The 25,289-nt window shown below is 66.2% G+C and carries 13 protein-coding genes and 2 riboswitches; of the genes, 7 read left to right on the top strand and 6 right to left on the bottom strand.

Annotation, left to right across the window (positions count from 1 at the left end; genetic code table 11):
- Nucleotides 1–36: 36 nt before the first annotated feature.
- The 4 genes from AB3G31_RS11410 (at nt 37) to AB3G31_RS11395 (ending at nt 6,375) form a co-directional block, all read left to right on the top strand.
- Nucleotides 37–2,838 carry an EAL domain-containing protein gene (locus AB3G31_RS11410; protein WP_367846204.1) on the top strand — a complete coding sequence of 934 codons (2,802 nt, stop codon included), beginning with the start codon at nt 37–39 and terminating at the stop codon, nt 2,836–2,838.
- A gap of 106 nt (nt 2,839–2,944) precedes the next feature.
- On the top strand, nt 2,945–4,255 hold the full coding sequence (locus tag AB3G31_RS11405; protein WP_367846203.1) for a leucine-rich repeat-containing protein kinase family protein: 1,311 nt from the start codon (nt 2,945–2,947) through the stop codon (nt 4,253–4,255).
- Nucleotides 4,245–5,948, top strand: a complete 1,704-nt coding sequence (gene ybaL, locus AB3G31_RS11400; RefSeq protein WP_367846202.1) for a YbaL family putative K(+) efflux transporter — start codon at nt 4,245–4,247, stop codon at nt 5,946–5,948. The genes AB3G31_RS11405 and ybaL overlap by 11 nt, the downstream gene beginning before the upstream one ends.
- A gap of 76 nt (nt 5,949–6,024) precedes the next feature.
- Complete coding sequence (locus tag AB3G31_RS11395; RefSeq protein ID WP_367846201.1) at nt 6,025–6,375, top strand: GFA family protein; 351 nt, start codon at nt 6,025–6,027, stop codon at nt 6,373–6,375.
- A 77-nt stretch (nt 6,376–6,452) separates the two neighbouring features.
- Here AB3G31_RS11395 and AB3G31_RS11390 read toward each other — a convergent pair whose 3' ends face one another.
- Genes AB3G31_RS11390 through AB3G31_RS11380 form a run of 3 tightly spaced genes read right to left on the bottom strand, consistent with a single transcriptional unit; the run spans nt 6,453 to nt 8,508 of the window.
- The gene (locus AB3G31_RS11390) at nt 6,453–7,499 is read right to left on the bottom strand and encodes a GGDEF domain-containing protein (protein WP_367846200.1); all 1,047 of its coding nucleotides are present in this window, start codon (nt 7,497–7,499) and stop codon (nt 6,453–6,455) included.
- A gap of 17 nt (nt 7,500–7,516) precedes the next feature.
- On the bottom strand, nt 7,517–8,125 hold the full coding sequence (locus tag AB3G31_RS11385; protein WP_367850331.1) for a chemotaxis protein CheC: 609 nt from the start codon (nt 8,123–8,125) through the stop codon (nt 7,517–7,519).
- Nucleotides 8,125–8,508, bottom strand: a complete 384-nt coding sequence (locus tag AB3G31_RS11380) for a response regulator transcription factor (RefSeq protein WP_367846199.1) — start codon at nt 8,506–8,508, stop codon at nt 8,125–8,127. Before AB3G31_RS11380 ends, AB3G31_RS11385 begins: the two co-directional genes overlap by 1 nt.
- A gap of 149 nt (nt 8,509–8,657) precedes the next feature.
- Between AB3G31_RS11380 and AB3G31_RS11375 the strand changes: the two genes are divergently transcribed.
- Nucleotides 8,658–9,941, top strand: a complete 1,284-nt coding sequence (locus AB3G31_RS11375; RefSeq protein WP_367846198.1) for an amidohydrolase family protein — start codon at nt 8,658–8,660, stop codon at nt 9,939–9,941.
- 70 nt (nt 9,942–10,011) lie between these two features.
- Here AB3G31_RS11375 and AB3G31_RS11370 read toward each other — a convergent pair whose 3' ends face one another.
- The 3 genes from AB3G31_RS11370 to AB3G31_RS11360 are packed head-to-tail and all read right to left on the bottom strand — an operon-like array spanning nt 10,012 to nt 22,306.
- A complete protein-coding gene (locus tag AB3G31_RS11370; RefSeq protein WP_367846197.1) occupies nt 10,012–11,040 on the bottom strand; it encodes an OmpA family protein in 1,029 nt (342 codons plus the stop codon).
- Nucleotides 11,037–14,366 (bottom strand): hypothetical protein, encoded by a 3,330-nt coding sequence (locus tag AB3G31_RS11365; protein ID WP_367846196.1) that lies wholly within the window; start codon nt 14,364–14,366, stop codon nt 11,037–11,039. The genes AB3G31_RS11370 and AB3G31_RS11365 overlap by 4 nt, the downstream gene beginning before the upstream one ends.
- Complete coding sequence (locus AB3G31_RS11360; protein WP_367846195.1) at nt 14,363–22,306, bottom strand: hypothetical protein; 7,944 nt, start codon at nt 22,304–22,306, stop codon at nt 14,363–14,365. The genes AB3G31_RS11365 and AB3G31_RS11360 overlap by 4 nt, the downstream gene beginning before the upstream one ends.
- A gap of 1,134 nt (nt 22,307–23,440) precedes the next feature.
- Nucleotides 23,441–23,541: riboswitch (glycine riboswitch) on the top strand.
- Between the two features lie 9 nt (nt 23,542–23,550).
- A riboswitch (glycine riboswitch) is annotated at nt 23,551–23,677 on the top strand.
- Between the two features lie 60 nt (nt 23,678–23,737).
- On the opposite strand from AB3G31_RS11360, the gene gcvT reads away from it, so the two are divergent.
- On the top strand, nt 23,738–24,859 hold the full coding sequence (gene gcvT / locus AB3G31_RS11355) for a glycine cleavage system aminomethyltransferase GcvT (RefSeq protein WP_367846194.1): 1,122 nt from the start codon (nt 23,738–23,740) through the stop codon (nt 24,857–24,859).
- A 25-nt stretch (nt 24,860–24,884) separates the two neighbouring features.
- Nucleotides 24,885–25,250, top strand: coding sequence for a glycine cleavage system protein GcvH (gcvH, locus tag AB3G31_RS11350; RefSeq protein ID WP_367846193.1), 366 nt, complete (start codon nt 24,885–24,887; stop codon nt 25,248–25,250).
- Nucleotides 25,251–25,289: the final 39 nt, after the last annotated feature.

Below are 25,289 nucleotides of genomic sequence, written 5' to 3'. Positions count from 1 at the left end.
GCCCCCCCACTTCTCCCACCCCGCTGGGAGCAGGCCGTGCTGCGCGCCGGCTGGTGGCTGGCCGGCATCGCCACGGCCTTGCTGCTGGCCTGGCTGCAACCGGCGGCGCTACAGCGGCTGGACCTGCTGGCCTACGACCTGCTGCTGCCCACCCACACCGCGGGTGCCCAGCCGCCCGTGGTCCTGGCGATTGACGATGCCAGCCTGAACGCACTGGGCCGCTGGCCCTGGCCACGCGCCCTGCATGCCCAGATGGTGGACCGCCTGCGCGAGGCCGGGGCCAGCGCCATCGGCTTGGCGGTGCTGTTTTCCGAACCCGATACCCAGGACCCCGCCAGCGATGCCGCGCTGGCCAGCGCCATCGCCCGCCAGGGCCACGTGGTGCTGGCCACGGCCCCGGCGCAGCAGCCCGATGGCCGTATCGCCGCCGCCCCGCTGCTGCCCACGCTGGTGGCCCCCGACGCCGGCACGCCACCCCACCTGGGCCATGTGGATGTGGAAATCGACCTGGACGGCCAGTCGCGTTGCATCCACCTGATGGCGGGCAATGGCGAGGCCGACACGCCCGCCCTGGCGCTGGCAGTGCTGCAGCAGGCGGCCCCCGATCCCGCGTGGGAGCGGCTGGTCCCGGTCGATACGCTGAACCATCCGCCCAACCGCTGGGTGCGGGCGCACGAAGTGTGGCTGCCCCGCACGCGCGGCCTGCCCACGCTGTCGTACGCCAGCGCCCTGCAATCACCGCAAGCGCTGGAGATTGTGCGGGGCCGGGCGGTGTTTGTGGGCATCACCGCCAGCGGGCTGGGCGGCGAGCTGGTGACGCCCCTGGCGGGCAGCCGCGCCACCTTGCCATCGGTGCTGTTCCATGCCCAGGCGTTCGAGGCCTTGCGCAGCCATACCTGGATAGAGAGCGCACCGGCCTCGCTGGCCCTGCTGCTGGCGCTGCTGGCCGTGAGCAGTCTGGCCGCCATACCGGCACTCCCGGGCCGCCGCCTGCTGCTGGCCACCGCCTTGCTGCCGTTGCCGCTGCTGGTCAGCGCCGGGGTGCTGCTGGGCACGCGCACCTGGCTGCCGCCCGCCACCGCCACCCTGGCCCTGGCGGTAGCGCTGGGCTTCTGGCTGGCGGGCCAGCTGCGCACCCTGAACCGCGCACTGTTGCGCACCCGCGAGCACGCCCAGTCCACCCTGCAGGCGATTGACGACGCCGTCATCACCATCGACGCGCGGCTGCACACCATCCGCTTTGCCAACCCTGCCGCCCGGTCGCACGCGCCCGGGCAGCGCCTGGTGGGCCAGCCGCTGTCGTCCGCCTACCCGCTCAGCGAAGACAGCATGGAACGCCTGGTGGCGGCGGTGTTCGAGTGCCTGGGCCGCGGCAGCCGGGTCTTTGTACGCGAGCTGCTCGAACTGCCTGCCGCCGACGGCCTGCGCGTGCTGCGCGCCACCGCCAGCCCGCTGCGCAGCCCCGAAGGCGCGTTGGACGGCGCGGTGCTGGTGTTCTCGGACGTGACCGACTCCGTGGCCGCCGCCCGCGCGCTGGACTACGCCGCCAACCACGATGCCCTGACAGGCCTGCCGAATCGGGTGCTGCTGCACGAGCGGCTGAACCTGGCCCTGTCGCGCTTGCAGCGGCGCGGCGGCAGCACGGCGATCCTGTTTCTGGACCTGAACCGCTTCAAGCACATCAACGACAACCTGGGCCACCGCGCTGGCGACGCGGTGCTGCGCACCATCGCCCAGCGCCTGCGTGCGCTGTGCCGCGACACCGACACCGTGGCCCGCTGGGGCGGTGATGAATTTGTGCTGCTGCTGGAAGACGTGGGCGGCCAGGACGGTGCGGCCACCGCCGCCACCAAGGTGGTGGATGCGCTGACGCAAGACATCGTGCTGGACGACAGCTTTGGCCACATCACCCTGCCCAGCGCGGGCAGCGTGGGCGTGGTGATGGCTCCGCAGGACGGCACCGACCTGGACGGGCTGATCTCCAAGGCCGACATGGCCATGTACCGCGCCAAGGCCCAGCCGCAGGCCTGCTTCCAGTTCTGGTCGAACGACATCAACACCCGCACGCACGAGCGCCTGGCGCTGGAAATGGAGCTGCGCCAGGCCCTGCGCGAAACCCTGTTTGTGCTGCACTACCAGCCGCAGTTTTCGCTCCACGGAGGGCAGATGGTCGGCCTGGAAGCGCTGATGCGCTGGCAACGCACGCCGGACCACCTGGTCATGCCCGGCGGCTTCATCGGGCTGGCCGAAGAGTGCGGGCTGATCGTGGACATGGGCGCCTGGGCCGTGTTGCATACCGCCCGCCAGGTGGCGCTGTGGCTGCGCGCCGGGCTCAAGCCCGTGCCGGTGGCCGTCAACATCTCGGCCCGCCAGTGCCTGAACCGCGACCTGGTGCAGGTGGTGCGCCTGGCCCTGCAGGAGACCGGTATCCCCCCGCACCTGCTGCGGCTGGAGATCACCGAAACCACCGCCATGTCCGATGCCGACCAGGTCATCGGCCTGCTGCACGACATCCGCGCCCTGGGCGTGCGGCTGTCGGTGGACGACTTCGGCACCGGCTATTCGTCGCTGGCCTACCTGAAGCGCTTCCCCATCGACGAACTGAAGATCGACCGCTCCTTCATCCACGACGTCACCATCGACAAAGACAACGCGGCCATCGTGCGCGCCACCATCGCCCTGGCCCACGGGCTGGGCCTGCAGGTGGTGGCCGAAGGCGTGGAGACCGAAGCCCAAAGCCGCTTTCTGGCCGAGTTGCGCTGCGACACCGTGCAAGGCTACCTGTTTGGCCGCCCACAGCCGCTGGAGGTGGTGACGCGCTGGTTCTCGGAAAACTAGCATTTTGATAGCTGCTTGTGCTTATTCCATCAGCGTGGGAAGCCTTTTTTATCCATAAGTTTCACAGCACGCAAAGCCGCCGGGGCCAGCCGCGACAATAGGCGGCATGCACACCCTTTCCCAACTCCGCTCTGGCGAACTGCAGGGCATCCGGCGGTTGGACCTGTCCGACGGGCTGACCACTTTCCCCCGCGAAATCTTTGACCTGGCCGACACGCTGGAGGTGTTGAACCTCTCCGGCAACGCGCTCACCAGCCTGCCCGACGACCTGCCCCGGCTGCACCGGCTGCGGGTGGTGTTTTGCTCGGGCAATCCGTTTACCGAGCTGCCTGCGGTGCTGGGCCAGTGCGCGCAGCTGGAGCTGGTGGGCTTCAAGTCGTGCCAGATCCGCTGGGTGCCCGCCGCCGCCCTGCCGCCCCGGCTGCGCTGGCTAATATTGACCGACAACCACCTCACCACCCTGCCCGCCGAGATCGGCCAGTGCCTGCAGTTGCAGAAGCTGATGCTGGCGGGCAACCAGTTGCAGCAACTGCCGGTGGAGCTGGCGCAGTGCCAGCAGCTGGAACTGCTGCGCATCTCGGCCAACCCCCTGGCCGATACCGGCGCGCTGCCCGACTGGCTGCTGCACCTGCCCCGGCTGGCCTGGTTGGCGCGGGCCGGCACGCCGCAGCTGCAAGTGCCTGACAACGCCATCCGTTGGGGCGACCTGACGCTGCAGCACCGGCTGGGCGAAGGCGCGTCAGGCGTGATCCACCAGGCGGGGTGGCAAGGTGGGCCCGTGGCCGTCAAGCTGTTCAAAGGCGAGGTCACCAGCGACGGCTGGCCGCAGAGCGAGCTGGCCGCCTGCCTGGCGGTGGACGCCCACCCGCACCTGATCGCCACCCTGGGCCCGCTGGCTGAGCACCCCCAGGGCACCGCCGGGCTGGTAATGCCCTGTATTCCGCCGCATTTCACCACCCTGGCCGGTCCGCCCAGCCTGGACAGCTGCACCCGCGACGTGTATGCGGTGGGCACGCAGTTTTCCACCGAAAAGCTGCTGCGCATCGCCCGGGGCGTGGCCGCCGCCGCCGCGCACCTGCATGCCAGCGGCCTGCTGCACGGCGACCTGTACGCGCACAACCTGCAGTGCGATGCCGACGGCCACTGCCTGCTGGGCGATATGGGGGCGGCTTCCTTCCTGCCAACCGATACCCTGCAGGCACAGGCTTTGCAACGCCTGGAAGCGCGGGCGTTTGGCTGCCTGCTGGAGGAATTGCTGGCGCACTGCCCGGAAAACGCCACCCCGCCGGCCAAAGAACTCGCCACCTTGCGGAACGATTGCCTGCAAACCGCAGTCGCATTACGGCCCTTGTTTGCGCAGATCGTGCAGCGGCTCAATTCAATCGAACTTCAAAAGGACCCGGCCGATGCTGCATAGCACCCCTCTCATCACCACCATCGCCACCGCCCTCGGGCTGGCGCTGGTGTTTGGATATCTGGCCGTGCGCTTCAAACTGCCCGCGCTGGTGGGCTACCTGCTGGCCGGGGTGCTGATCGGCCCATTCACCCCCGGTTTCGTGGCCGACGGCCAGATCGCCGCCGAGCTGGCCGAGATCGGCGTGATGCTGCTGATGTTTGGCGTGGGCATGCATTTTTCGATGGACGACCTGATGTCGGTGCGCAAGATCGCCCTGCCCGGCGCGGTGCTGCAGATCGCCGTGGCCACCGCCATGGGTGCGGGCGTGGCCCACCTCTGGGGCTGGCCGCTGGGCGAAGGCCTGGTGTTTGGCCTGGCCCTGTCGGTGGCCAGCACCGTGGTGTTGCTGCGCGCGCTGGAGGCCCGCGGCGCCCTGGACTCGATGAACGGCAAGATCGCGGTGGGCTGGCTGGTGGTGGAAGACCTGGCCATGGTGCTGGTGCTGGTGCTGCTGCCGCCACTGGCGGGCGCACTGGGCGGCAAGGTGCCGGGCGAGGAAGCGGGCGGTGGCGGCAGTTTGTGGCTGACCCTGGGGCTGACGCTGCTCAAGGTGTCGGCCTTTGTGGCGCTGATGCTGGTGGTGGGCCGCCGCGTGTTCCCCAAGCTGCTGTGGCTGGTGGCGCGCACCGGTTCGCGCGAGCTGTTCACGCTGTGCGTGATCGCTGCCGCCGTCAGCATCGCCTACGGCGCGGCCATGCTGTTTGGCGTGTCGTTCGCGCTGGGGGCCTTTTTTGCGGGGATGGTGATGCGTGAATCCGAGTTCAGCCACCGCGCCGCCGAAGACTCGCTGCCGCTGCGCGAAGCTTTTGCGGTGCTGTTCTTTGTGTCGGTGGGCATGCTGTTTGACCCCAAGGTGCTGGTCGAGCAGCCGCTGCAGGTGCTGGCGGTGCTGGCCATCATCATCGTCGGCAAGTCCATCGCCGCGGCCGCGCTGGTGCTGGTGTTTCGCTACCCGCTGAACACGGCGCTGAACGTGTCGGCCAGCCTGGGGCAGATTGGCGAGTTCTCTTTCATCCTGGCCGGGCTGGGTGCCAGCCTGGGCCTGCTGCGGCCCGAAGGACAGAGCCTGATTCTGGCGGGCGCGCTGCTGTCCATCGCGGTGAACCCGCTGGTGTTCAAGGCCGCAGACGGGTTGGAGAAATGGCTGCAATCCCACCCTGCGCTGGCCGCCAAACTGGCCCGCAGCACCGACCCGCTGTCCGAGCTGCCCATGGCCACCGACGAAAAATACCTGTCCCGGCAGGTGGTGCTGGTGGGCTATGGCCGCGTGGGCAAACGCCTGGCCGTGGAGATGGACGCGCAAGACATCCCCTTCGTGGTGGTGGAGCAAAACCGCGAGCGCGTGGAGCAACTGCGCGCCAGTGGCATCACCGCCGTGTCGGGCGATGCCGCCGAGGCCGGAGTCCTCATCCAGGCCCACATCGCCCGCGCCAGCATGCTGCTGATCGCCACGCCCGATGCCTTCAACGTGCGCCAGATGGTGGCCAACGCCCGCATGCTGAACCCGCACATCGAAACCGTGGTGCGCACCCACAACGAGACCGAAGCCACCCTGCTGGCCCAGGAAAATATTGGCCGCGTGTTTCTGGGCGAGGACGAGCTGGCCCACAACATGGGGCGGCATGTGCTGGAGCGGTTTGGCAAGGCGGGCTGAGACCCCGCCCCAGGTCTGAAGGCAAGCGTCCCCAATCACCTGCACAATGGCTGACCACCCACCACGGAGACACCCCATGCAGTACAAAGGAAGTTGCCATTGCGGCCAGATTGCGTTTGACGTGGAAGGGGAGCTCCCCGCCGCGGTCATGTCGTGCAACTGTTCGATGTGCCAGCGCAAAGGGGCCCTGATGTGGTTCGTGCCCCGGTCGGCGCTGGTCTTGCAGACACCCGCCGACAAGATGGGCACCTACCTGTTCAACAAGCACCTGATCCAGCACCACTTTTGCCCGACCTGCGGCATCCACCCGTTTGGCGAGGCGCTGTCCCCGGACGGGCAGGCCATGGCGGCCATCAATGTGCGCTGCCTGGAGGGGGTGGATATCGCGTCGCTCGCGGTGCAGCACTATGATGGGCGCGCGAAATAACGGCGCTGGCGCAGCGGATGTTGCGCTGCGCATGAAAAGCGGGTCTGGTGCTTGTGCAGCCAGCACAAGCAGCTATCTTAATTGGGGTAATTTGACGCAGGCGGGTCTTTGCCCTCGACCACGTAGCCGCCGGTGGTGTGCGGGTCGGACACGCTGAGCCAGTGCACTTTGTTGCGGCCGCCGTGTTTGGCGGCGTACAGGGCTTTGTCTACGGTGTCCAGCAGCCGCGTCTCGCTGCAGTTGTCGCCGCCCGGGCAGGTGGCGGCCCCCAGGCTGATGCTGATGTGTTCGGCCACCTGCGAGCGGGCGTGTTCCATCTGCAGGTCCAGCACGGCCAGGCGGATTTTTTCCGCGATCCGGGTGGCCCCGGCCTGGTCGGACGATGGCAGGATGATGATGAATTCTTCTCCGCCGTAGCGTGCAAACACGTCCGACAGGCGGTTCAGCTGCGACTGCACGGCCCCCACCAGGGCCTGCAAAACCCGGTCGCCCGCCGGGTGGCCATAGGTGTCGTTGTATTTCTTGAAGTAGTCCACGTCCAGCATGACCAGCGACAGCGGGTTCTTCTGGCGCTGGGCACGGCTGAGCTCGACGGTCAGCTTTTGGTCGAAATATTTGCGGTTGTAGATGCCGGTGAGGCCATCGATCACCGCCTCGCGCGAGAGTTTTTCCGAGTGCGAATGCAGCAGCCGCTCCCGCTTCACAAAGCTGCTGGTGTCGGTGACCTGCACCATCACCAGAAACCCGTCCGGGCCGCTGTCGTCGTAGCGCACCGGCACCAGGGTCAAGGACTGCGGCATGCGCTGCTGCGGGCCTCTGACGGCATCTTCGGGGCGCAGGTAGAGCGGCAGCGGCGTGCGGTGCAGCACATTGGACAACACCACCGGCAGCTTGTAGGTCAGCACGTTTTTCAAGGCGCTGATGAACGACAGCGACAGGCCGTTGGCAAACACCGCCTCCAACCTGTGGCCCAGGGCCGCCGAGGCTTCAATGCCGCTGTGGCGCACCACCCAGGCGTTCCACACCAGCACTTCGCCGCGCGGGTTGAGCACGATCAGGCCGGTGCCCAGCGCGTCCACCATCTGGGACCAGGGCAGCAGGGGTGTGACGGGGCTGGTGGACATAGCGGCCAGGGGCAGGTTTAAATGCGCGACAAAAATACGTCGAGGGCAGCGACCAGTCCCTCCAGCGAATTGGCGCTGAGCAGGAACACCAGATAGCCCTGGGTATCGCGCTTTTCGATGGTCAGGTCGATGTGCAGCACCAGCACCAAGGGCTGGGTCTCATCGGACATCAGCTTGCCAATCACCGTGTCGGCACCGTCCACCGAATACTCGGGCAGGGTACTACTCAGGTTGATGCCGAGCATGTCGGCAATCGCCGACAGGCAGGCGTTCAGGATCACGTTGCCCAGCTCGCACATGGCCTCGTGCTCGTAGTCCACCAGGTCTTCCACGCTGACCTGCGAACCCAGCATCTCCTGCACGATTTCCAGCGCCTTTTCTTCGCGGAAGAGCAGCGTGGCATCCAGGCTGAACGGGCCGCCAAACTTTTGCCGCACCGCGCCCAGGCGCCCGCCCTTGAGCGACAGCATTTCGGCATTCACATCGGTGCGGTCAAAGAACTGGATGCGTGGCACCGACAGCAGCACCTCGTCGCCCACGATCTCGCTCAAGCTGGCGGCCGCCTGGCCTGCACCGACGTTAAATACCTCGGTCAAGGCATCCAGCTGCAGCTCGGACAGGGTCATCACAGCGGGCTTTCAAAAAAGGCCAGTGCTTCGGTCACGCTTTTTTCGGTCACGGGCTTGGCCACAAACTTCACGCCCAGCTCGGCGGCCCGTGTCTTCTGGCTGTCTTGGATGTTGGCCGAAAACAGCGCCAAGCGCAGCCCGGGATGGTCGCGTTTGAGGTGTTCAGCCGCATCGGTACCCAGGATTCCGGGCATATTGATGTCCATGGTGCAGTAGGTGAAGCTCTGGGCGGCGGCCAGCACCAGCGCCTCGTCGCCGCTGGAAGCCTCTACCAGTGCCCAGGTGGGCCGCTTGGCCTGTACCAGGGTGCGAATCATCATGCGCGAGACCCGGCTGTCGTCTACGATCAAAAGCACGGCTGCAGGGGGGGTGGTTGTCATGGTGGGCTGGCCTCTCTCGGGCATAGGGATGATTGTGGCTGAACTCGCTTGTCTGTGTCAGGATGTTACCTATCGATTACGTGCGACACGGCCCGTACGTGTAAAAATTAATTTCATTTCACCCCCACCACCACGCACACCTCCACGCCATGCTTGATCTGCTCGTTACCCACGCTACTTTGCCCGATGGCCGCACCGGGATGTCGATTGCCGTCCAGAATGGCCGCATCACTGAAGTGGCTTTTGGCCTGGAGGCACCCGCGCACCAGACGGTCGACGCGCAAGGCCAACTGCTCAGCCCGCCGTTCGTCGATGCGCACTTTCACATGGACGCCACGCTGAGCTACGGCCTGCCGCGCGTGAACCAAAGCGGCACCCTGCTCGAAGGCATTGCGCTGTGGGGCGAACTGAAACCCGACCTGACCCAGGAAGCCCTGGTGCAGCGCGCCCTGGCGTATTGCGACTGGGCCGTGGGCAAGGGCCTGCTGGCCATCCGCAGCCACGTGGACATCTGCGACCCGCGCCTGCTGGCCGTGGAAGCGCTACTGGAAGTGAAGCACCAGGTTGCACCCTACCTGGACCTGCAGCTGGTGGCCTTTCCGCAAGACGGCGCGCTGCGCGACCCGCAGGCCATGCAAAAGCTCCAACGCGCACTCGACATGGGCGTGGACGTGGTGGGCGGCATCCCCCATTTCGAGCGCACCATGGCCGATGGGGCCTTGAGCGTGAAACTGCTGTGCGAGCTGGCCGCCGAGCGGGGCTTGCTGGTAGACATGCACTGCGACGAGTCCGACGACCCGATGTCGCGCCACATCGAAACCCTGACCTATGAGACCCAGCGCCTGGGCCTGCAGGGCCGTGTTACCGGCTCGCACCTCACCTCCATGCACAGCATGGACAACTACTTTGTGAGCAAGCTGCTGCCGCTGATGGCCGAGGCACAGATCCACGTGGTGAGCAACCCGCTGATCAACATCACCCTGCAGGGCCGGGGCGACACCTACCCCAAGCGCCGCGGCATGACCCGCGTGCCCGAGATGCTGGCCCATGGCCTGACCGTGGCCCTGGGCCAGGACTGCGTGATGGACCCCTGGTACAGCCTGGGCAGCGGCGACATGCTGGAAGTGGCCAGCATGGGCCTGCACGTGGCCCAGATGACCAGCCAGGCGGCGATGCGCCAGTGCTTTGATGCCGTCACGGTCAACCCGGCGAAGATCTTGCATCTGGACGGCTATGGCCTAGAGCCCGGTTGCTGGGCCGACTTTGTACTGCTGCAGGCGCAAGACCCGGTGGAGGCCATCCGCCTGCGCGCCACCCGGCTGCAGGTCTACCGGCGCGGCCAGCTGCTGGCGCAGACCCCGGCGGCTACTGCCAGTCTGCATCTGCCGGGACGGCCCGCCCAGACCGACTGGCTGCTGCGCAAGGCTGGCTGAGATTGCTATTATTTAAAGAGCTTATTACGCTGATGCAATAAGCACTGGAGGCACTTTTTTTATAAATTTATCAAGGGGCTTGCAGCCACCCGATCTCGACGCGGCGGTTGGGTTGCAGGCATGCTGTGTAGGCCTTCCAGGCGGCGGCCCCCCGGCCTGGTTGGCAATCGGTGACCACCGGCTGGGTGGCGCCCAGCGAGCGCACCTCCACCTTGCTGGCATCGACCGCGCGCATCACCAGCAGGTTGCGCACCGTGTCGGCCCGCGCCAGGGCCAGGCGCTGGTTGTAACCCGGCGCGCCGGTGCTGTCGGCGTGGCCGGTCACCACCACCTGCCGCAGCCCGACCACCGTGCGCAACTGCACGGCCAGTGCGTTGACGGCCTGCAGGCCCGCGGGCAGCACGTCGGCCAGGGCGGACTTGTCGTGCCGGAACAGGGCCTGGGCGCTCAGCACCCGCTGTTGCGGCACCGGGTTTGGGGGCACCGGGTTTGAGGGTACTAGAGCCGCAATGGGCGGTGGCGGCTCGGGCGCCGGCGGCACCCGTTGCGCCTCGGCACACAGATCTTCGGCAATCCGGATGTAGGGTGCCATATGCTTCCAGCCGCCACGGGTGGCCTCATAGCCCGACCAGGCCAGTTGCACCTCGCAAAACGCCGCCAGGCGCTGCACATCGGTGGACGCGCACAGGCGGTTGCTGCGGCGCATTGCCTCGGCCTGCTGCCACAGATCGGCGCGTACCTGCGGCGCAGCACGCAGTGCAGGCGTGTCCCAGGGTGGGCTACCGCCCTGCTCCAGCCGGTCCAGCAAAGCGGTAGCCTGCACCAGGCTGTCATCGACCGCGGCCGCTTCGCCGTTGTCGTGCCACTTGTCGCGCGCCAGGTTCAGCCAGGCCTGGCTTTTGAAGCGGTGGTAGTCGGCCGGGCAGGCAGCCGCTTGGGCCGCCAGCCGGTTCAGCCGCTGCTGCACCGCGGTAAAGGCCGCAGGTTCGGCCACCCGCGACGGGCCGGGTGTCCCGGGCATGGCCGGGGGTTGGTCCGCGACGGCCTGCAGGCCGACCGATGCCAGCAGCGACGCCAGCACAATCTTGGTGGTGTTCATTCGCGCCACTCCCGGGGTGCCTGGTTGGCGGGTTCCAGCAGCCGGTTGGTGCGCGGCTTGTCCCCGTCCAGCAGTTTTTCGTCAAACTTGAAGCGCAGGCGCACATAGGCACCGCGCCAGGAGGCGTTGGAGGCAAACAGGTCGGCATCGGCATAGCGCCCGACCACATAGCCCGCCGACACCCACAGGTTGTCCATCAGCCGGTAGCCCGCTTCGGCGCCCATACCGTGGAGCCGGGTGCCGCCGCCCTGGGTGGTGGAGGCCATCAGGCCCATATCCCAGCGCTCCGACACATCCCACAGCACCCGGCCCGCCAGCAAGCCCGCGCTGAAGCGGGAGTTCACCCCCGAGAAGGTTTCATTCACCTGCTTGGCCGCGACCTGGGCGGCCAGCGTCCAGGCGCGCTGGGGGTGGATGTTGGCATGCAGCGAGACCACGTCGGTGCGGCTGTGGCCCAGCGCGCTGGCGGTGGTGCCCACGGTTTGCACCGGCGTGGTGTTGTTGTCGATGCGGTGCTCGTAGCGCGCCAGTCCGTGCCAGACGTTGGTGGCCACGTCGCGGTAGGCCAGGCCGAGCTGGAAGCGGTCTTGCGTCACATCGCCCGCGCTGTCGCCCCGTGCGCGCGAAGCCAGCAGCACGTTGCGGACCAGCATGGACCACTGGTCGCTGAGCTTGCGGGTGGCCGCCACGGTGGACAACCAGTTGGTCTGGGTGTCCGACACCCGGTACTCCAGGCGGCCACCGGCCTTCCACCGCGGGTTGGCCAGGTAGTCCAACCCCAGCACCACGGCATGGGCGGTTTGCACGCTGCCGAGCACCGGGTTGCTGCCGGTGCGGTCGGCCACCACCACCTGCTGGCGCTCGAAGCCGGTCGTCAGATGGATGCCCTCCCCCAGCCGCCACAGGTTGCGCACGCCCACGGCGGCGGCGGCGTCGCGGCCATTCTGGGCCCCGGCCATGCGGTATTCGCTGTAGACCTGGCCATCCTTCATGTACTCGGTGTCCACACCGATGGCCGTCTGGGTGGCATGGTCGCCAAAGCCGGACAGACCGTACAGACCCGACAGGGATTCCAGCCACTCATGGCGGCCGTACACCCGGCTGTGGTCGTTCAGGCGGTATTCGGCCCCGATGCCCACGCGCCGCCCGTCCGATCCGTCGACCACCTGCTCGGCTTCGCCGTACACCGTGGCATCGGGGGTGACCCGGGCCGACAGGCGGGCCTTGACCGAGGTGTAGGCGCGCTGGGCAATCTGGTTGCCACTTCCCACCAGCGCGTAGGGCGACAACGGCGACTGCAACAGACCACCGCCCGCAAAGCCAAAGCCGGTGTCGGTCAAGGACCCACCGGTCCCCGGAACCGCGCCCACGCCGTACTGGGCAATGCCGGGCTGGGTCGGGTCGTAGGTTTCGTCCACGTGCGACGCGCCCAACTCCAGGCTGAACATGTCGTTCAGTCGCTTGTCGGCCGAAATGGAGGCCGCGTTGCGGTGCCCTTGGCTGAAGGCGTCTTCGATGTGCAGGGCCCGGCCACGCAGGCGCAGGCTGTCGGACCATTGCCAGGTGGCCTCTACCCCGGCGTCGGTGCGGCCCGCGGCCAGGCCGGATTCGGCGTTCTGGAAGCCGGTGCTGGCGCGGGCTGCATGGGCCCGCAGCTTCAGGCCCGGGCTGTCGCTGCGCCACTCGATGCGTGTGGCCTGCCCCTGCGGGTCGGCGGTCAGCGGCAACACGCCGCTGCTTTGCAGCGTGCTGCTGAAAAACTGGTTACCTTCGCTGCGCGCCACTTCCATGGTCAGCAGGCTCTGCTCGGCCAGTTGCACATCGGCATGCGCGCCGTACAGCGTGTAGGGCGAGGCAGTGTTGCGGTCTTCGGCATAGCTGCCGCCCACCTCGACCTGCTCGCCCAGTTTGACACTGGCATCCACGCCGCCGACCCAGAATTTCTCGCCACCGCCGTCCACCTCGTAGGTGATGCGGATGGTGATGGGGTTGAAGTTCTCGTCGGCGCTGGGCACGGGTTTGCGGAACAGGATGCGGCCCGAAAACGGCTCGAAGTCGTAGTCCACATAGCGCGACATGGGCTGGCGCCGGAGCACCACGTCGGGCTGGTTGCGGTCGCGGGTTAGCAGTTCGACGGTTTCGGAATTGGCGATGGCATTGGGCTGCGACACGGCATACGGCCCGGAAATGCCACGGCCGGCCTGCTCGTCCACAAACTGCCTCTGCGCGCTGTGGGCGGCAAACGCGTTGACCCGCACACCGGGGGTTTCATGGTGCAGCTTGGCCCCCGTGAGGGCCCGGGTGTAGCTGGCCAGGCGCGGGCGCTGCGCCGGGTCCTGGGTGCTGAAGTCGCCATACAGCACATAGCTTTTGTCCTTGTCGATGCGCACATACAGCTTGCTGGTGCTTTGGGCATCGTGCTGCACCACCGAGGCATCGCCGTAGATCGGGTAGTACTGGTTGGGGTCGATGTCGCGGAACAGCTTCTCCGTGGTGGTCTTGTCGGAGTCGAAGGCGGCCGTCAGCAGGTATTCCCCTTTGATCGTGCCCTTGACAAATGCCGCCGCCCGGCCATTCACGGTGGTGGTGTCGCCGCTGCCGGTGTTGTCGCTGCCACCCCAGCGGTGCAGGCTGTCCTCAAAGCCGATGTTGCTGATATGGGGTGTCAGGGCATCGCCTTGGATGCGGCCAAAGTTCAAGGAGCCTTCGACAATGCCGACCACCAGCAGAGGCCGCAAGTCGGGCACAAAGCTCACCTGGCCCTGCACGCCTACGGCACCGCTTTGCACCTGCAGCAGCGCATCGCCCGGCGTGGCCGGGGCGACCAGCAGCAACTCGGCATGCCCGTTGGTGGTAACCACCTCCAAACCTTCGCTGGCCCAGCCAGATTCCGGTTGCAACCGGCCCAAGGTGGTTTGGATGCGCAGGCGTGTGGGAACGGTGACCAGGGCGCCCTGGGCATCCCGCAGTTCAATGGCTAGCCGCAGCGTGGATCGGCCATCGGCCGGTGCCTGGGCGGCCGACACCGACAGGCGGATCTGGGCATCGGCAGGCAGGCCTTTGGAGATGTTCCACAGGCCCTCGGTGGCCACCGGGGGCAAACCGCTGTTGGCCTGGTGGACGCCGGGCCCGGACAGGTCGCGAAAGGCCACGCCCGACCCGGCAATGGCGGCCTGGCCCATGGGCGTGGTGCCGGTGCCCGGGCCGACCGGCAGGGTCGCATCGTCAGCGGCCCGGACCAGGCCAGAGCCGGTCAAGACCGCCAGGGCCGCAGCAGCCACCAGCGACCGGCGCAGGCGCAAAACCGGGAATGTGCGGGCGCTCATTGCACACCCCCCTTCTGGCTGGATGTGCAGGCAGGTGTCTGGCTTGCGTCGCAAGCCGGGCGCTCCAGCCGGTGGATACGGGAGTCAAACTGGACGCCGGTCTTGTCGGCACCGGTCTGGATTTCCGGCACGTAGATAGGCCCTCGCTTGCGCCTGTCCTCCACCTGCTGGAGTATCTTGGGCAAGCAGGAGCGCTCGGCAAAGTCGGCGCGGTGCAGCTCGCCGTTCTTCAGGTCGACGAACAGGCTCTCGGCGTCGCCCGCGTTGCGGTTGGACAAGGTCTCCAGGCGGCTGCCCACGGGCATGCTCTGCGGGTCGACTTTGAGCACATGGGTGATGGGGCGCAGACCGCAGATGCTGTACTGGCCGTTTTCATCGCTGGTGAGGTTGGTGCCGTTCTCGAAGTACAGGCGCACGCCCGGAATGCCCGGTTCGCCGTCGTCCTGGACGCGGTTGCCATTGCAGTCCACATAGACCTTGCCGATCACGCAGGCTTCGGTGGTAAACACGCCGCCACTGACACGCACCGTGGCCTTGCCCTCGTTGGAGGTAATGGTGCCGGTCTGGTCGGTAGCCCGGGCACGGTTGGTGCCGTCGCCCCGGTCGCCGCCCACGCCAATGCGGGCACGGTAGCCCAGCTCCAGGGTCTGGCCCGGCAGCACATTGCCGATCGCATACGTCAGGCGCGGACCGGGGGTGCCATCGGGGTTGGGCTGCACTGTGGCCACGGCGTGGCCAGCTGCCAAGGTCACGGTGCCGGGAATCAGCTTGAAGCCCAAGGGCAAGGAATCCACCAGGCGCACGCCCAGCACCACGCCCGTGCCGCTGTTGCGCACGCGGATGCGGTAGAGCACGCTGTCGCCTACTTCGGCCACCGCGCGGTCGGCCTGCTTTTGCACCACCAGCACACCGCCGGTGGCCGGGTCCAGCGGCAGGTGGTTGTGCACCACCAGCGCGCTGCTGGGCGACAAGGACAGTTGCAGATAGTGGGTGGTCGCCGCACTACCCTGCGGTGCGGTGGCACTGGGCACCACGGTATAGACCAGGCCCGACTGTTGCGCCAGCAGGGTGGTTTGCGCGGGCAGGATGGCCGAGGGTGCCAGGTAGCCGCCCGGCGGGGTGATACGCAGCCCGTATGCGCCGCTGGCAGCAGTTGCCGCCAGGTCAAAACGGTAGATGCCGGTGGGCCCCGTCACCTGCCCTTGCTGGTCTGGCAGCAGCGACGCAGCCGGAACCGGATTGCCGTCGGGACCGAGCAGTGTGACAGTGGCGCCGACCACCGGCTGGCGGGTCATGGCGTCATACACCACGCCGTTGGGCTCCAGCGGCAGACTTTGCTGCGCCAGGGTTTCGCCCGCCACCACGGTGGCCCGCAGCAGCCGTGTGGTGGCATCCAGGCTGGAATGGGTTTGCGGATTGCCCTGTTCGCCGTTCACCGGCGTACCGAACACGGCACCGGCCGCCCCCCCGTTGCCCGGTGCCCGGAAGCGCACCCCGTAGTCGCCCGGATACAAGCCACCCAATTGGTATTCGCCATTGGCACCGGTGGTCGCCGTGGCGGGTGACTGGTCGATCTTCTTCACCACCATGCCGTTGGCATCCACGGCTTCCACGGTCCAACCGGCCAGGCCGGTTTCTGTGGGGTCCCGCTGGCGATTTCCGCCCGTGGCGGTGCCGGAGTCGTCCCATACCGAGCCGGCAATGCTGCCCGGCGCCGATACCAGGTTGACCGGTGTCGGTACACCCACGGGGGTGGGTGCCGGGGGCAAGGTGGGCACGTTGGCCGTCGTGCCCGGCGGGGACCCCGCAGCCGGTGGGTTGCTGACCACCGACAACCCAGTCGTCACGGCGTTGGCGGGCGGTGTGGTGACGCCACCATTGCTATAGCCCGGATTGGGGCCTGCCCCCAGCGACACAGACGATACGGGCACGCTGTTGAGCTGGGGCTGGTTGGGTACCGCCGCCGCGCTGGCGTAAGCCACCGACACCACGAACCGGACCAGGCAGGACTGGCCGCCCGCAAGGGTGTCGACACCGGCCAGTAAGCGGGTGTCGGTGGTGCCGTTGAAAGACGGATTCATGCTGCAAACAGCCCCACCCTGCGCGACCACCCCGTAGCTGGCCGATTTCACACCCACTGCACTGGCGGTGGGGAACAGCCGTAAAAAGCTCTCGTTGGCTTGCACGTTGTACGCAGGCGCACCCGCTGCCAGATTGCCCACCAGCACCGCATAGGACACCTCGAAAGCGGTGGTGGACAGCGGCAAAGGCACCCCCACACTCTTGCTGACGGCCAATTGCGGCACGCTGCCCACGGGCACCACCGCCACTGCGCATCCGGCAGGCACACCGGTTGCCGTGCATGCCAAGGGGTCCACGGGCGTCCCCCCCTGTGGTGCCACGCTGGCCCGGTTGGTCAATTGGGTCTGGGCCGTAGGGGCCAGCGCGGTCACGGCTACCGTGAAGCCCGCGTTGTTACCGGCGGCAATCGGCCCGACCACATTGCAAACCAGCAGCTGCCCCGTGGACACGCTGCCGCCCGCGGAGCAACTGGCCCCGGTGGCTGCGTTGAACTGCAGATGGACTGGCATGCGGTCGAATACGGTCACCGTGGCCGGGCTGGCGGCGTTGCCGCTGTTGGTCAAGACCAAGGTGTAAGACGACGGCACACCCACTTCAAGACGGGCAGGACCGGCTTTGGCCAATGCAAGCACGGCCATCGCCGCCACCGGCGTGGTGGTGGTGGCGCAGCCCGCAGGCAAACCATTGGCCGTGCAGGTGCCGGGGTCGGGTGGCGGGTAATTGCCACCCGGGTCCACCGCGGCCCGGTTGGTCAGCACCGTGCCTGCCGTGGCCTGCGCCGGTGTCACCTTCACGGTGAAGCTGCGCGTGCCACCACCGGCCGCCAAGGGGCCACTGGCCTGGCACAGCAGGTCCAGGCCGGTGGCCAGGCTGCCGCTGGCCGCGCAACTGGCGCCGGTGGCCGCGTTGAACTGCACATTGGCAGGCAGTCGGTCCCGCACATAGAACACCGCAGGGCTGGAGGCCGTGCCGGTGTTGGTCACCGTCAAGCGGTAATCCCCCGGAGCGCCTACGGTCAATCCGGCGGGCCCGGTTTTGGCCAGCACCAGCACGGGTATGCCGCCCACCGGCGTGTTTGCCGTGGCACAGCCCAGCGGCAGGCCAGTGGCGGTGCAGATACCAGGGTCCACAGGGGTGCCGCCGTTGGGGTCGACGGTGGCGCGGTTGGTGACGGTGGTGGCGGCTGTCGGTGCCAACGCGGTCACGTTCACCGTGAAGCTGGCGGTTCCACCGCCAGCCGCCACCGGACCCGATACCGTGCAATTGACCAATGGGCCAGACGCAACCGCACCACTGGCCACACAGACTGCGCCCGCGGCGCTGTTGAATTGCACGTTGGCGGGCAGACGGTCCAGCACCGTCACGCTGGCGGCCGTGGCAGCCCCTCCCGTGTTGGTAAGGGTCAGCGTGTAATCTGCCGCCACGCCGATGGCCACAGCGGCCGGGCCCGTTTTGGCCAAAACCAGAACCGGGGTGGCATTCACCGGGGTGCTGGTGGTGGCGCAGCCTGCGGGTGTACCGGTGGCCGTACACGTCACCGGGTCGGGTGGCGGGTAATTGCCGCCGACATCCACCGCCGCGCGATTGAGCACGGACGTACCCGCCAGCGGCTGCAGCGCGGTCACATGGACAGTAAATACCTTGCTACTGCCTACAGCCACCGGGCCATTGACCAGGCATAGCAACTCGACTCCGCTTGCCACATTTCCCGTGGCAACGCAGCTCGCGCCGCTGGCGCTGTGGTACTGCAGGTTGGCCGGTAACCGGTCGCGCACATAAAAGCTGGCGGGACTGCTTGCGCTGCCAGTGTTGCGGACCGCCAAGGTGTAATTGGCCGGTGTACCCACGGTGAAGCTGGCGGGCCCTGTCTTGGCCAGGTCCAGCACAGGGATGCCACCTACCGGGGTGTTGACGGTGGCACAGCCCAGAGGCAAGCCGGTGGCGGTGCAAGCGGCGGGGTCGACGGGTGTTCCGCCACGGGGATCGACGCTGGCACGGTTGCTGACGGTGGTCGCCGCCGCAGGCGCCAAAGCCGTCACATTGACGGTGAAACTGGCGCCCGCACCCGCCGGCACCGGACCGGACACACTGCAGCCCAAAAAGATGCCCGCAGCATCGGTTCCGCTGGCAGTGCAGGCGGCACCGCTGGCGCTGTTGAAATGCAGATTGGCGGGGAGCCGGTCAAACACCAACACGCTGGCGGGGCTCGGTGCGCTGCCAGTATTGCGAACCGTCAGCGTGTAATTGACGGGCACGCCGACGCTGAAGCTGGCGGGGCTGGTCTTGAGCAGGTCCAGCACCGGTATCGCGTCTACTGGCGTGCTGGTGGTCGCGCATCCACCCGGGGTGCCGGTGCTGGCGCAGGTGGCGGGATCGGGGGGAGGGAAATTACCACCCGGGTCCACGGCGGCCCGGTTGGTCAACACGGTTCCGGCGGTCGCGGCCAACGCCGTCACATTCACGGTAAAGCTGGCGCTGGCACCGGGTGCCACCGGGCCGCTGAGGTTGCACAGCAGATCCAGCCCCGCTGCCACCGTAGCGCTGGCGCTGCAACTGGCACCGCTGGCACTGTTGAACTGCAGGTTTGCAGGCAATGTGTCCCGCACATAGAAACTGACCGGGCTGGCTGCCGTGCCGGTATTGCGCACCGTCAGCGTGTAGTTGGCGGGCGTCCCGACGCTGAAGCTGGCTGGACCGGTTTTAACCAGACCCAGCACCGCAACACCGCCAACCGGCGTATTCACGGTGGCGCACCCTGGCGCAATGCCGGTGGCCGTGCACAGGCTGGGATCGTTCGGAACGCCGCCCTGGACACCGACGGTTGCCCGGTTCGTCACCACCGAGTTGGCGGTCGCCACCTGGGCCGTCACGTTCACGGTGAAGCTGGCGCTGCCCCCTGCGGGAATGCTGGCTCCCAGCGTACAGGCCAAGGTCTGGCCGGTGGCCAAGCTGCCCCCCGCCACGCAGGCGGCACCGCTGGCGCTGTTGAACTGCACATTAGCAGGCAGGCGATCCAGGACCTGTACGCCGACCGGGCTGGCGGCACCACCGCTGTTGCTGAGGGTCAAGGTGTAATCCGCCGCGGCTCCCACGGTAAAGCTGGGCGGACTGGTCTTGGCCAGCGACAAGACGGCAATGGCATCCACCGGGGTGGTAACCGTGGCACAACCCGCAGGCGTGCCGGTGGTACTGCAGGTGCTGGGGTCCGGCGGAGGAAAATTGCCTCCGGGATCGACCGCCGCCCGGTTGGTCAGCACCGTACCTGCGGTCGGTGCCAATGCCGTGACGTTGACCGTGAACGAAATGCTGCCGCCCACGGCCACCGGCCCGGTGAGCAGGCACTGCAGATCGACACCGGTTGCCACGGCGCCGGTGGCCGTGCAGGCCGCGCCCGCGGCACTATTGAACTGCAGGTTCGCGGGCAAAAGGTCTCGCACATAAAAACGGGCCGGGCTGGCGGCGCTGCCCGTGTTGCGGACCGTCAGCGTGTAGTTGCCAGGCGTACCGACCACCCACTGGGAGGGGCCGGTTTTGGCCAAATCCAGAAGGGGCAGCCCATTGACCGGCGTATTGACGGTGGCACAGCCCGTGGGGATGCCGGTGGCGCTGCAATCCGCGGGATTGCCGGGCGTTCCGCCCTGCGCGTCCACCGTCGCCCGGTTGGTCACCGTGGTGTTGGCCGTCGCAGCCAAGGCCGTCACATTCACGGTAACAGAGGCGCTGCCGCCTGCGGCAATCGGGGTGGCCACCGAACAGGCCAGAAACTGGCCCGTGGCAATCGAGGCGCTGGCCGTGCAACTTGCACCGCTGGCGCTGTTGAACTGCACGTTGGCGGGCAGCAGATCTTGTACCACCACCCCGGCCGGGCTGGCGGCTCCGCCCGTGTTCGACACGATGAGGGTGTAGTTGGCCGCCGTACCCACCAGCAGGTTGGCGGGCCCGCTCTTGGCCAAGGCCAGCATAGGCACGGCATTCACCGGGGTCGTCACGGTGGCGCAGCCGTCAGGTGTCCCGGTGGCGGTACAGGTGCTTGGATCTATCGGTGGGAAGTTTCCCCCGGGGTCGACGCTCGCGCGGTTGGTCAGCAAGGTACCTGCTGTAGGGAGCAAAGCAGTGGCACCCACGGTAAAGCTGACACTGCCGCCCACGGCCACCACACCCACCACTTGGCAGCGCAAGCCCAGCCCGGATGCCACCGAGCCACTGGCGGTACAACTGGCACCGCTGGCGCCATTGAATTGCACGTTGGCCGGCAAGGTGTCATACACGTAAAAGCTGGACGGGCTGGCTGCACTGCCGTTGTTGGAGACGGTCAATGTGTATGGTGATGGCACGCCCACAACGAAACTGGTGGCGCTGGCCTTGGCCAGGCCCAGATGGGGCACCCCGTCTACCGGCGTATTGACGGTTGCGCAGCCCGCGGGAACCCCGGTGGCCGTGCACAGGTCCGGGTTGCCAGGCACACCCCCCTGCGGATCTACCTGGGCCCGGTTGGTCACGGTGGTACTGGCCACTGCGGCCAGTGGCGTCACATTGACATTGAAGCTGGCGCTGCCACCGACAGGAATCGGACCGGCGACCGAGCAAGCCAATAGCTGCCCTGTCGCCACGGTGCCGCTGGCCACACAGCTGGCCCCGGCCACGCTGTTGAACTGCATATTGGCAGGCAGATGTTCCTGCACCACCACGCTGGCCGGGGTGGCTGCGCCGCCCGAGTTGGTGATGGTCAGCGTGTAATTCGCGGCCGTCCCCACCACAAACACCGCCGGGCTGCTCTTGGTCAAGGCCAGCGACGGCTGTGCCGCCACGGGGGTCGTGACCGTGGCACAGCCTGCCGGGTTTTTGGGAGACACGCACGCAAGCGGGTCCCCAGGCGTACCGCCTGACGGATCGACACTGGCGCGGTTGGTCACCGAAGTCCCGGCAGTCGCCAGCAAAGGGGTGGCGTTCACGCGGAAGGTGGTGCTGCCTGCGGCCGCCAAGGGGCCGCTCACGGTACAGGTCAGCAATTGGCCTGAAGCGGTACTGCCGCTGGGCACGCAACTGGCGCCGCTGGCACTGTTGAATTGCAGATGGGCGGGTAGACGGTCCAGTACCTGGAAACTGGCCGGGCTGGCCCCGCCACCGGTGTTCAGGACAGTCAACAGGTAATCCTGCGCCACGCCCACCTGCATGGGCGAGGCCCCGGTTGTTTTGGTCAGGCCCAATACCGGAAAGGTGGCATTGGACAAGGTACACAACACATCGTCGTTCGCCGCCAAGGGGGTTGAAAAGCTGTTTCCGGTGCCGGTGGGTACCGCCGTACCGCCTGGCGTCGCGTTCACGCAGCTGTAGCTGGAGGTGTAGTTCGACAGATTGGTACTGCCGCTGGCTGTCTCGGCCACGGTGTAGCTGCCAATGCCGCTATTGAGCGTTGCGATACCACTGGCGGTGGTGCCGGAGCCGGTGGTGGTGACACTGTGGGTGGTGGCTGCGGGCCCATTGACCGTGAGCGTGAATTGGTCCGCCGCCGCAAAGCGTCCACCCGGCAACTGCTTTTGTACCCGCAGGCGCGGCAGCTTTACATTGGTGAAGGTACAGCTGATGTTGTTTTGCCCCGCCGTGGCCAGGGCATCCAGCAACACCGACCGCGCCGCGGTATTGGGCGTGGCCGTGCCGCCGCTGCCCAGACCGGTACACGACACATCCGACAGGGCCCAGCCTGCGGGAGGCGCAGCCTCTGTCAGCGTGGTGGCGATACCGGACTGGGCCAAGCTCAAACTCCGACCACTGACTGGAACGTTACTCGACACCGTGGTGATCGAGTCGCCCTGGAAGCCGTTGTCGCCCGTGAAACTGAACGTGCCTGTACTACCCACGGAATTTTTCAGTATGGTCACCGACGAAGGGGCGTTGCTGCATCCTGTCCAATTAGACTGGACTCCGGGATCCAGCAAGTTGGCCGCCGGAATGATCTGGGTACCCCCCGTGCCCGCCCCCGACCAACGCATACGCAATAGATTGTTTCCTCCGACGTTGTTCCAATACACCCGCATCAAGTAGCAGGCGTTGGTGGCAGGCGAGGTAAAAGTGCCCGGCAGATTCTCAAAAAAAGTATTGCCGTTGGTATAGGAGGACAACGCTCCAACGGGGACGTTGTAGTTGGCGTTGCGGTAATCGCTGGTGGACAACTGGGTGGAAATGTCAACGTCTACCTGGTCATCGTGGGCAAATGAAAATGTGTAGCTCCCGGCCCCTGGAAACTTCACCAAGGTATATAAAACCATTCCCTGTATCCCTTGCTGGCAGGCAGGAGTCAGGGTGTAGGCCGGATCGACATCCGCATCGCAGAGCGTGAGTGAGCTTTCAATAAAATCGATATTGGCAGCCGCGCCCGTGGTAATGGCATTGGCAGGGTTTACCGAAATATTTTTGAGATTTTGCAATAGCTGCGCATCGGAGCCACCACTGTTGGAGTATCTGGGTGCGGGCAGCACCGGCACCCGTACCGTCCCCCGGTAGGTCTCAAACAACACCCTGGCGGCCACCGGTGTGGCAGCTATCAGAACCATCCAGAATATGCAAAACGCCTGCAGGACGGGTTTGCACAGGACCCTAAAGCGTGAGGAGGTTGTTGTTAATAAAAATGCTCTATCGTTGTTTTGACCAGGCAACCTCACAGGCGCTCCTCTAATGAATGACGACAGACCGCAAAACTATATTTTTCTTTGCAAATCGTAACCAACATTCTTAATTAGAAGAGGCAATAATAATTTAGTTACATAAAAGACAAAAATGTATTCAACATTGGTATAGATAATGTATGCATTTTTGTATTTTTAATAGTTTATTATTTTGTATTTTTAAATCAATATTAAAACCTGGGTCTATCCGCCGCTCTACACGATTGCGCACAAAGATGCGGTGGCTCGAAAGCCCCTTGCCTTTGGCAAACCTCCCTGGACGCGAAAGTCTCATCGGCGGGCACGATGGGGTGCATCTATTCAGTAGAATCCACGTTGTCAGGAGAGAGTTTTCCCCGCGAAAACCGCCGAAGGCGCAGGACCCCGCTACGTGGGTCTGAACGCTCAGGCAAAAGGACTGACAAGCGTTTTTCATCAAACGTCACCCCCCTGGAGAGAAGTCCGCCCTGGAGCGGACTCACCGAAGGCGCAACCCGCAGTCGGCTTGGCACCACCGCCCGAGCCCGCCCGGCGAATCGCTCAGGTAAAGCGGACAGCGGGGACCACACATGGCCACAATGGCCATGATTTTTTGTGTGTCCCCACCTTTCATGCCGAAAGAACGCCATGTCCGATCTCTTGCTGACCCCTCTGAACGCCCTGCACCTGGAACTCGGTGCCCGCATGGTCCCATTCGCGGGCTACAGCATGCCGGTGCAGTACCCCGCCGGGCTGATGGCCGAGCACCACCACACCCGCACGGCGGCGGGCCTGTTCGACGTGTCCCACATGGGCCAGCTGCGCCTGGTCGGACCGGACGCGGCGGCGGCTTTTGAAACCCTGGTCCCCGTGGACGTCATCGACCTGCCCGTGGGCAAGCAGCGCTATGGCCTGCTGCTGAACGATGACGGCGGCATCCTCGACGACCTGATGTTCTTCAAGCGCGAGGCCGACATCTTCGTGATCGTCAACGGCGCCTGCAAGGTGGCTGACATCGCCCACATCCAGGAAAAAATCGGCCAGCGCTGCGAAGTTATCCCCCAGCCAGAACTCGCACTGCTGGCGCTGCAGGGCCCCAAGGCGGTCGATGCCCTTTCGCGCCTGGCACCCGGCGTGGAGAAGCTGGTGTTCATGACCGGCGGCCATTTCGATGTGGCGGGCATCCCCTGCTTTCTGACCCGCAGCGGCTACACCGGCGAAGACGGCTTTGAAATCTCCGTCCACAGCAGCCAGGCCGAGGCTCTGGCCCGCGCCCTGTTGGCGCAGCCCGAAGTAAAACCCGTCGGCCTGGGCGCTCGCAATTCGCTGCGGCTGGAAGCCGGGCTGTGCCTGTACGGCAACGACCTGGACACCACCACCAACCCGGTGGAAGCGGGCCTGAACTGGGCCATCCAGAAAGTACGGCGTGCCGGTGGTGCCCGCGCAGGCGGATTCCCGGGCGCTACCAAAATACTAGCTACTCTCGCTGATGGAATCAGCGCAGGAAGCCGAAAACGTGTAGGACTTGCAGCACTGGAACGCATCCCCGTGCGCGAACACACCGCCTTGCAAGACACGGCGGGCAACGCGATCGGCGAAGTCACCAGCGGCCTGCTCGGCCCCACGGTGGACAAGCCGATTGCCATGGCCTACGTGGCGTCAGAGTTCTCGGCCATCGGCACCCGCGTGAACGCCATCGTGCGAGGCAAAATCGTGCCGATGGAAGTCGTATCCATGCCTTTCACCCCCAACCGCTATTTCCGCGGCTAATCCCCTTTATTACAGGAGCAACCCCATGAGCATCAAATACACCGAAGACCACGAATGGCTGAACATCGAGGGCGACACCGCCACCGTGGGCATCACCCACCACGCGCAGGACGCGCTGGGGGACGTGGTGTTTGTGGACCTGCCCGCCGTCGGCACCCACTTCGCCCAGAAAGACGTGGCCGGTGTGGTCGAGTCGGTGAAAGCCGCCGCCGATGTGTACATGCCTGTATCCGGTGAAGTCACCGAGGTAAACGAAGCCTTGCGCGCCGACCCGGCCCTGGCCAACACCGACCCGCTGGGTGCTGGCTGGTTCTTCAAGGTCAAGCTGTCGGCCCCGGGCGAAGTCGCCGCCCTGCTCGACGAAGCCGCCTACACCGCCTTCAGCGCCTAAATCCCCCCTCACCCCAACCCTCTCCCATGCACGGGAGAG

It is taken from the genome of Rhodoferax sp. WC2427, assembly GCF_040822085.1.
Taxonomy (GTDB): domain Bacteria; phylum Pseudomonadota; class Gammaproteobacteria; order Burkholderiales; family Burkholderiaceae_C; genus Rhodoferax_B.
This window is presented reverse-complemented; position numbering and strand designations above follow the sequence as displayed.

Coding starts and splice junctions, on each gene's coding strand:
- AB3G31_RS11405 (WP_367846203.1), top strand. CDS start 2,945: ATGCACACCCTTTCCCAACTCCGCTCTGGCGAACTGCAGGGCATCCGG.
- AB3G31_RS11370 (WP_367846197.1), bottom strand. CDS start 11,040: ATGAACACCACCAAGATTGTGCTGGCGTCGCTGCTGGCATCGGTCGGC.
- gcvT (WP_367846194.1), top strand. CDS start 23,738: ATGTCCGATCTCTTGCTGACCCCTCTGAACGCCCTGCACCTGGAACTC.
- AB3G31_RS11375 (WP_367846198.1), top strand. CDS start 8,658: ATGCTTGATCTGCTCGTTACCCACGCTACTTTGCCCGATGGCCGCACC.
- gcvH (WP_367846193.1), top strand. CDS start 24,885: ATGAGCATCAAATACACCGAAGACCACGAATGGCTGAACATCGAGGGC.
- AB3G31_RS11390 (WP_367846200.1), bottom strand. CDS start 7,499: ATGTCCACCAGCCCCGTCACACCCCTGCTGCCCTGGTCCCAGATGGTG.
- AB3G31_RS11380 (WP_367846199.1), bottom strand. CDS start 8,508: ATGACAACCACCCCCCCTGCAGCCGTGCTTTTGATCGTAGACGACAGC.
- ybaL (WP_367846202.1), top strand. CDS start 4,245: ATGCTGCATAGCACCCCTCTCATCACCACCATCGCCACCGCCCTCGGG.
- AB3G31_RS11365 (WP_367846196.1), bottom strand. CDS start 14,366: ATGAGCGCCCGCACATTCCCGGTTTTGCGCCTGCGCCGGTCGCTGGTG.
- AB3G31_RS11395 (WP_367846201.1), top strand. CDS start 6,025: ATGCAGTACAAAGGAAGTTGCCATTGCGGCCAGATTGCGTTTGACGTG.
- AB3G31_RS11385 (WP_367850331.1), bottom strand. CDS start 8,125: ATGACCCTGTCCGAGCTGCAGCTGGATGCCTTGACCGAGGTATTTAAC.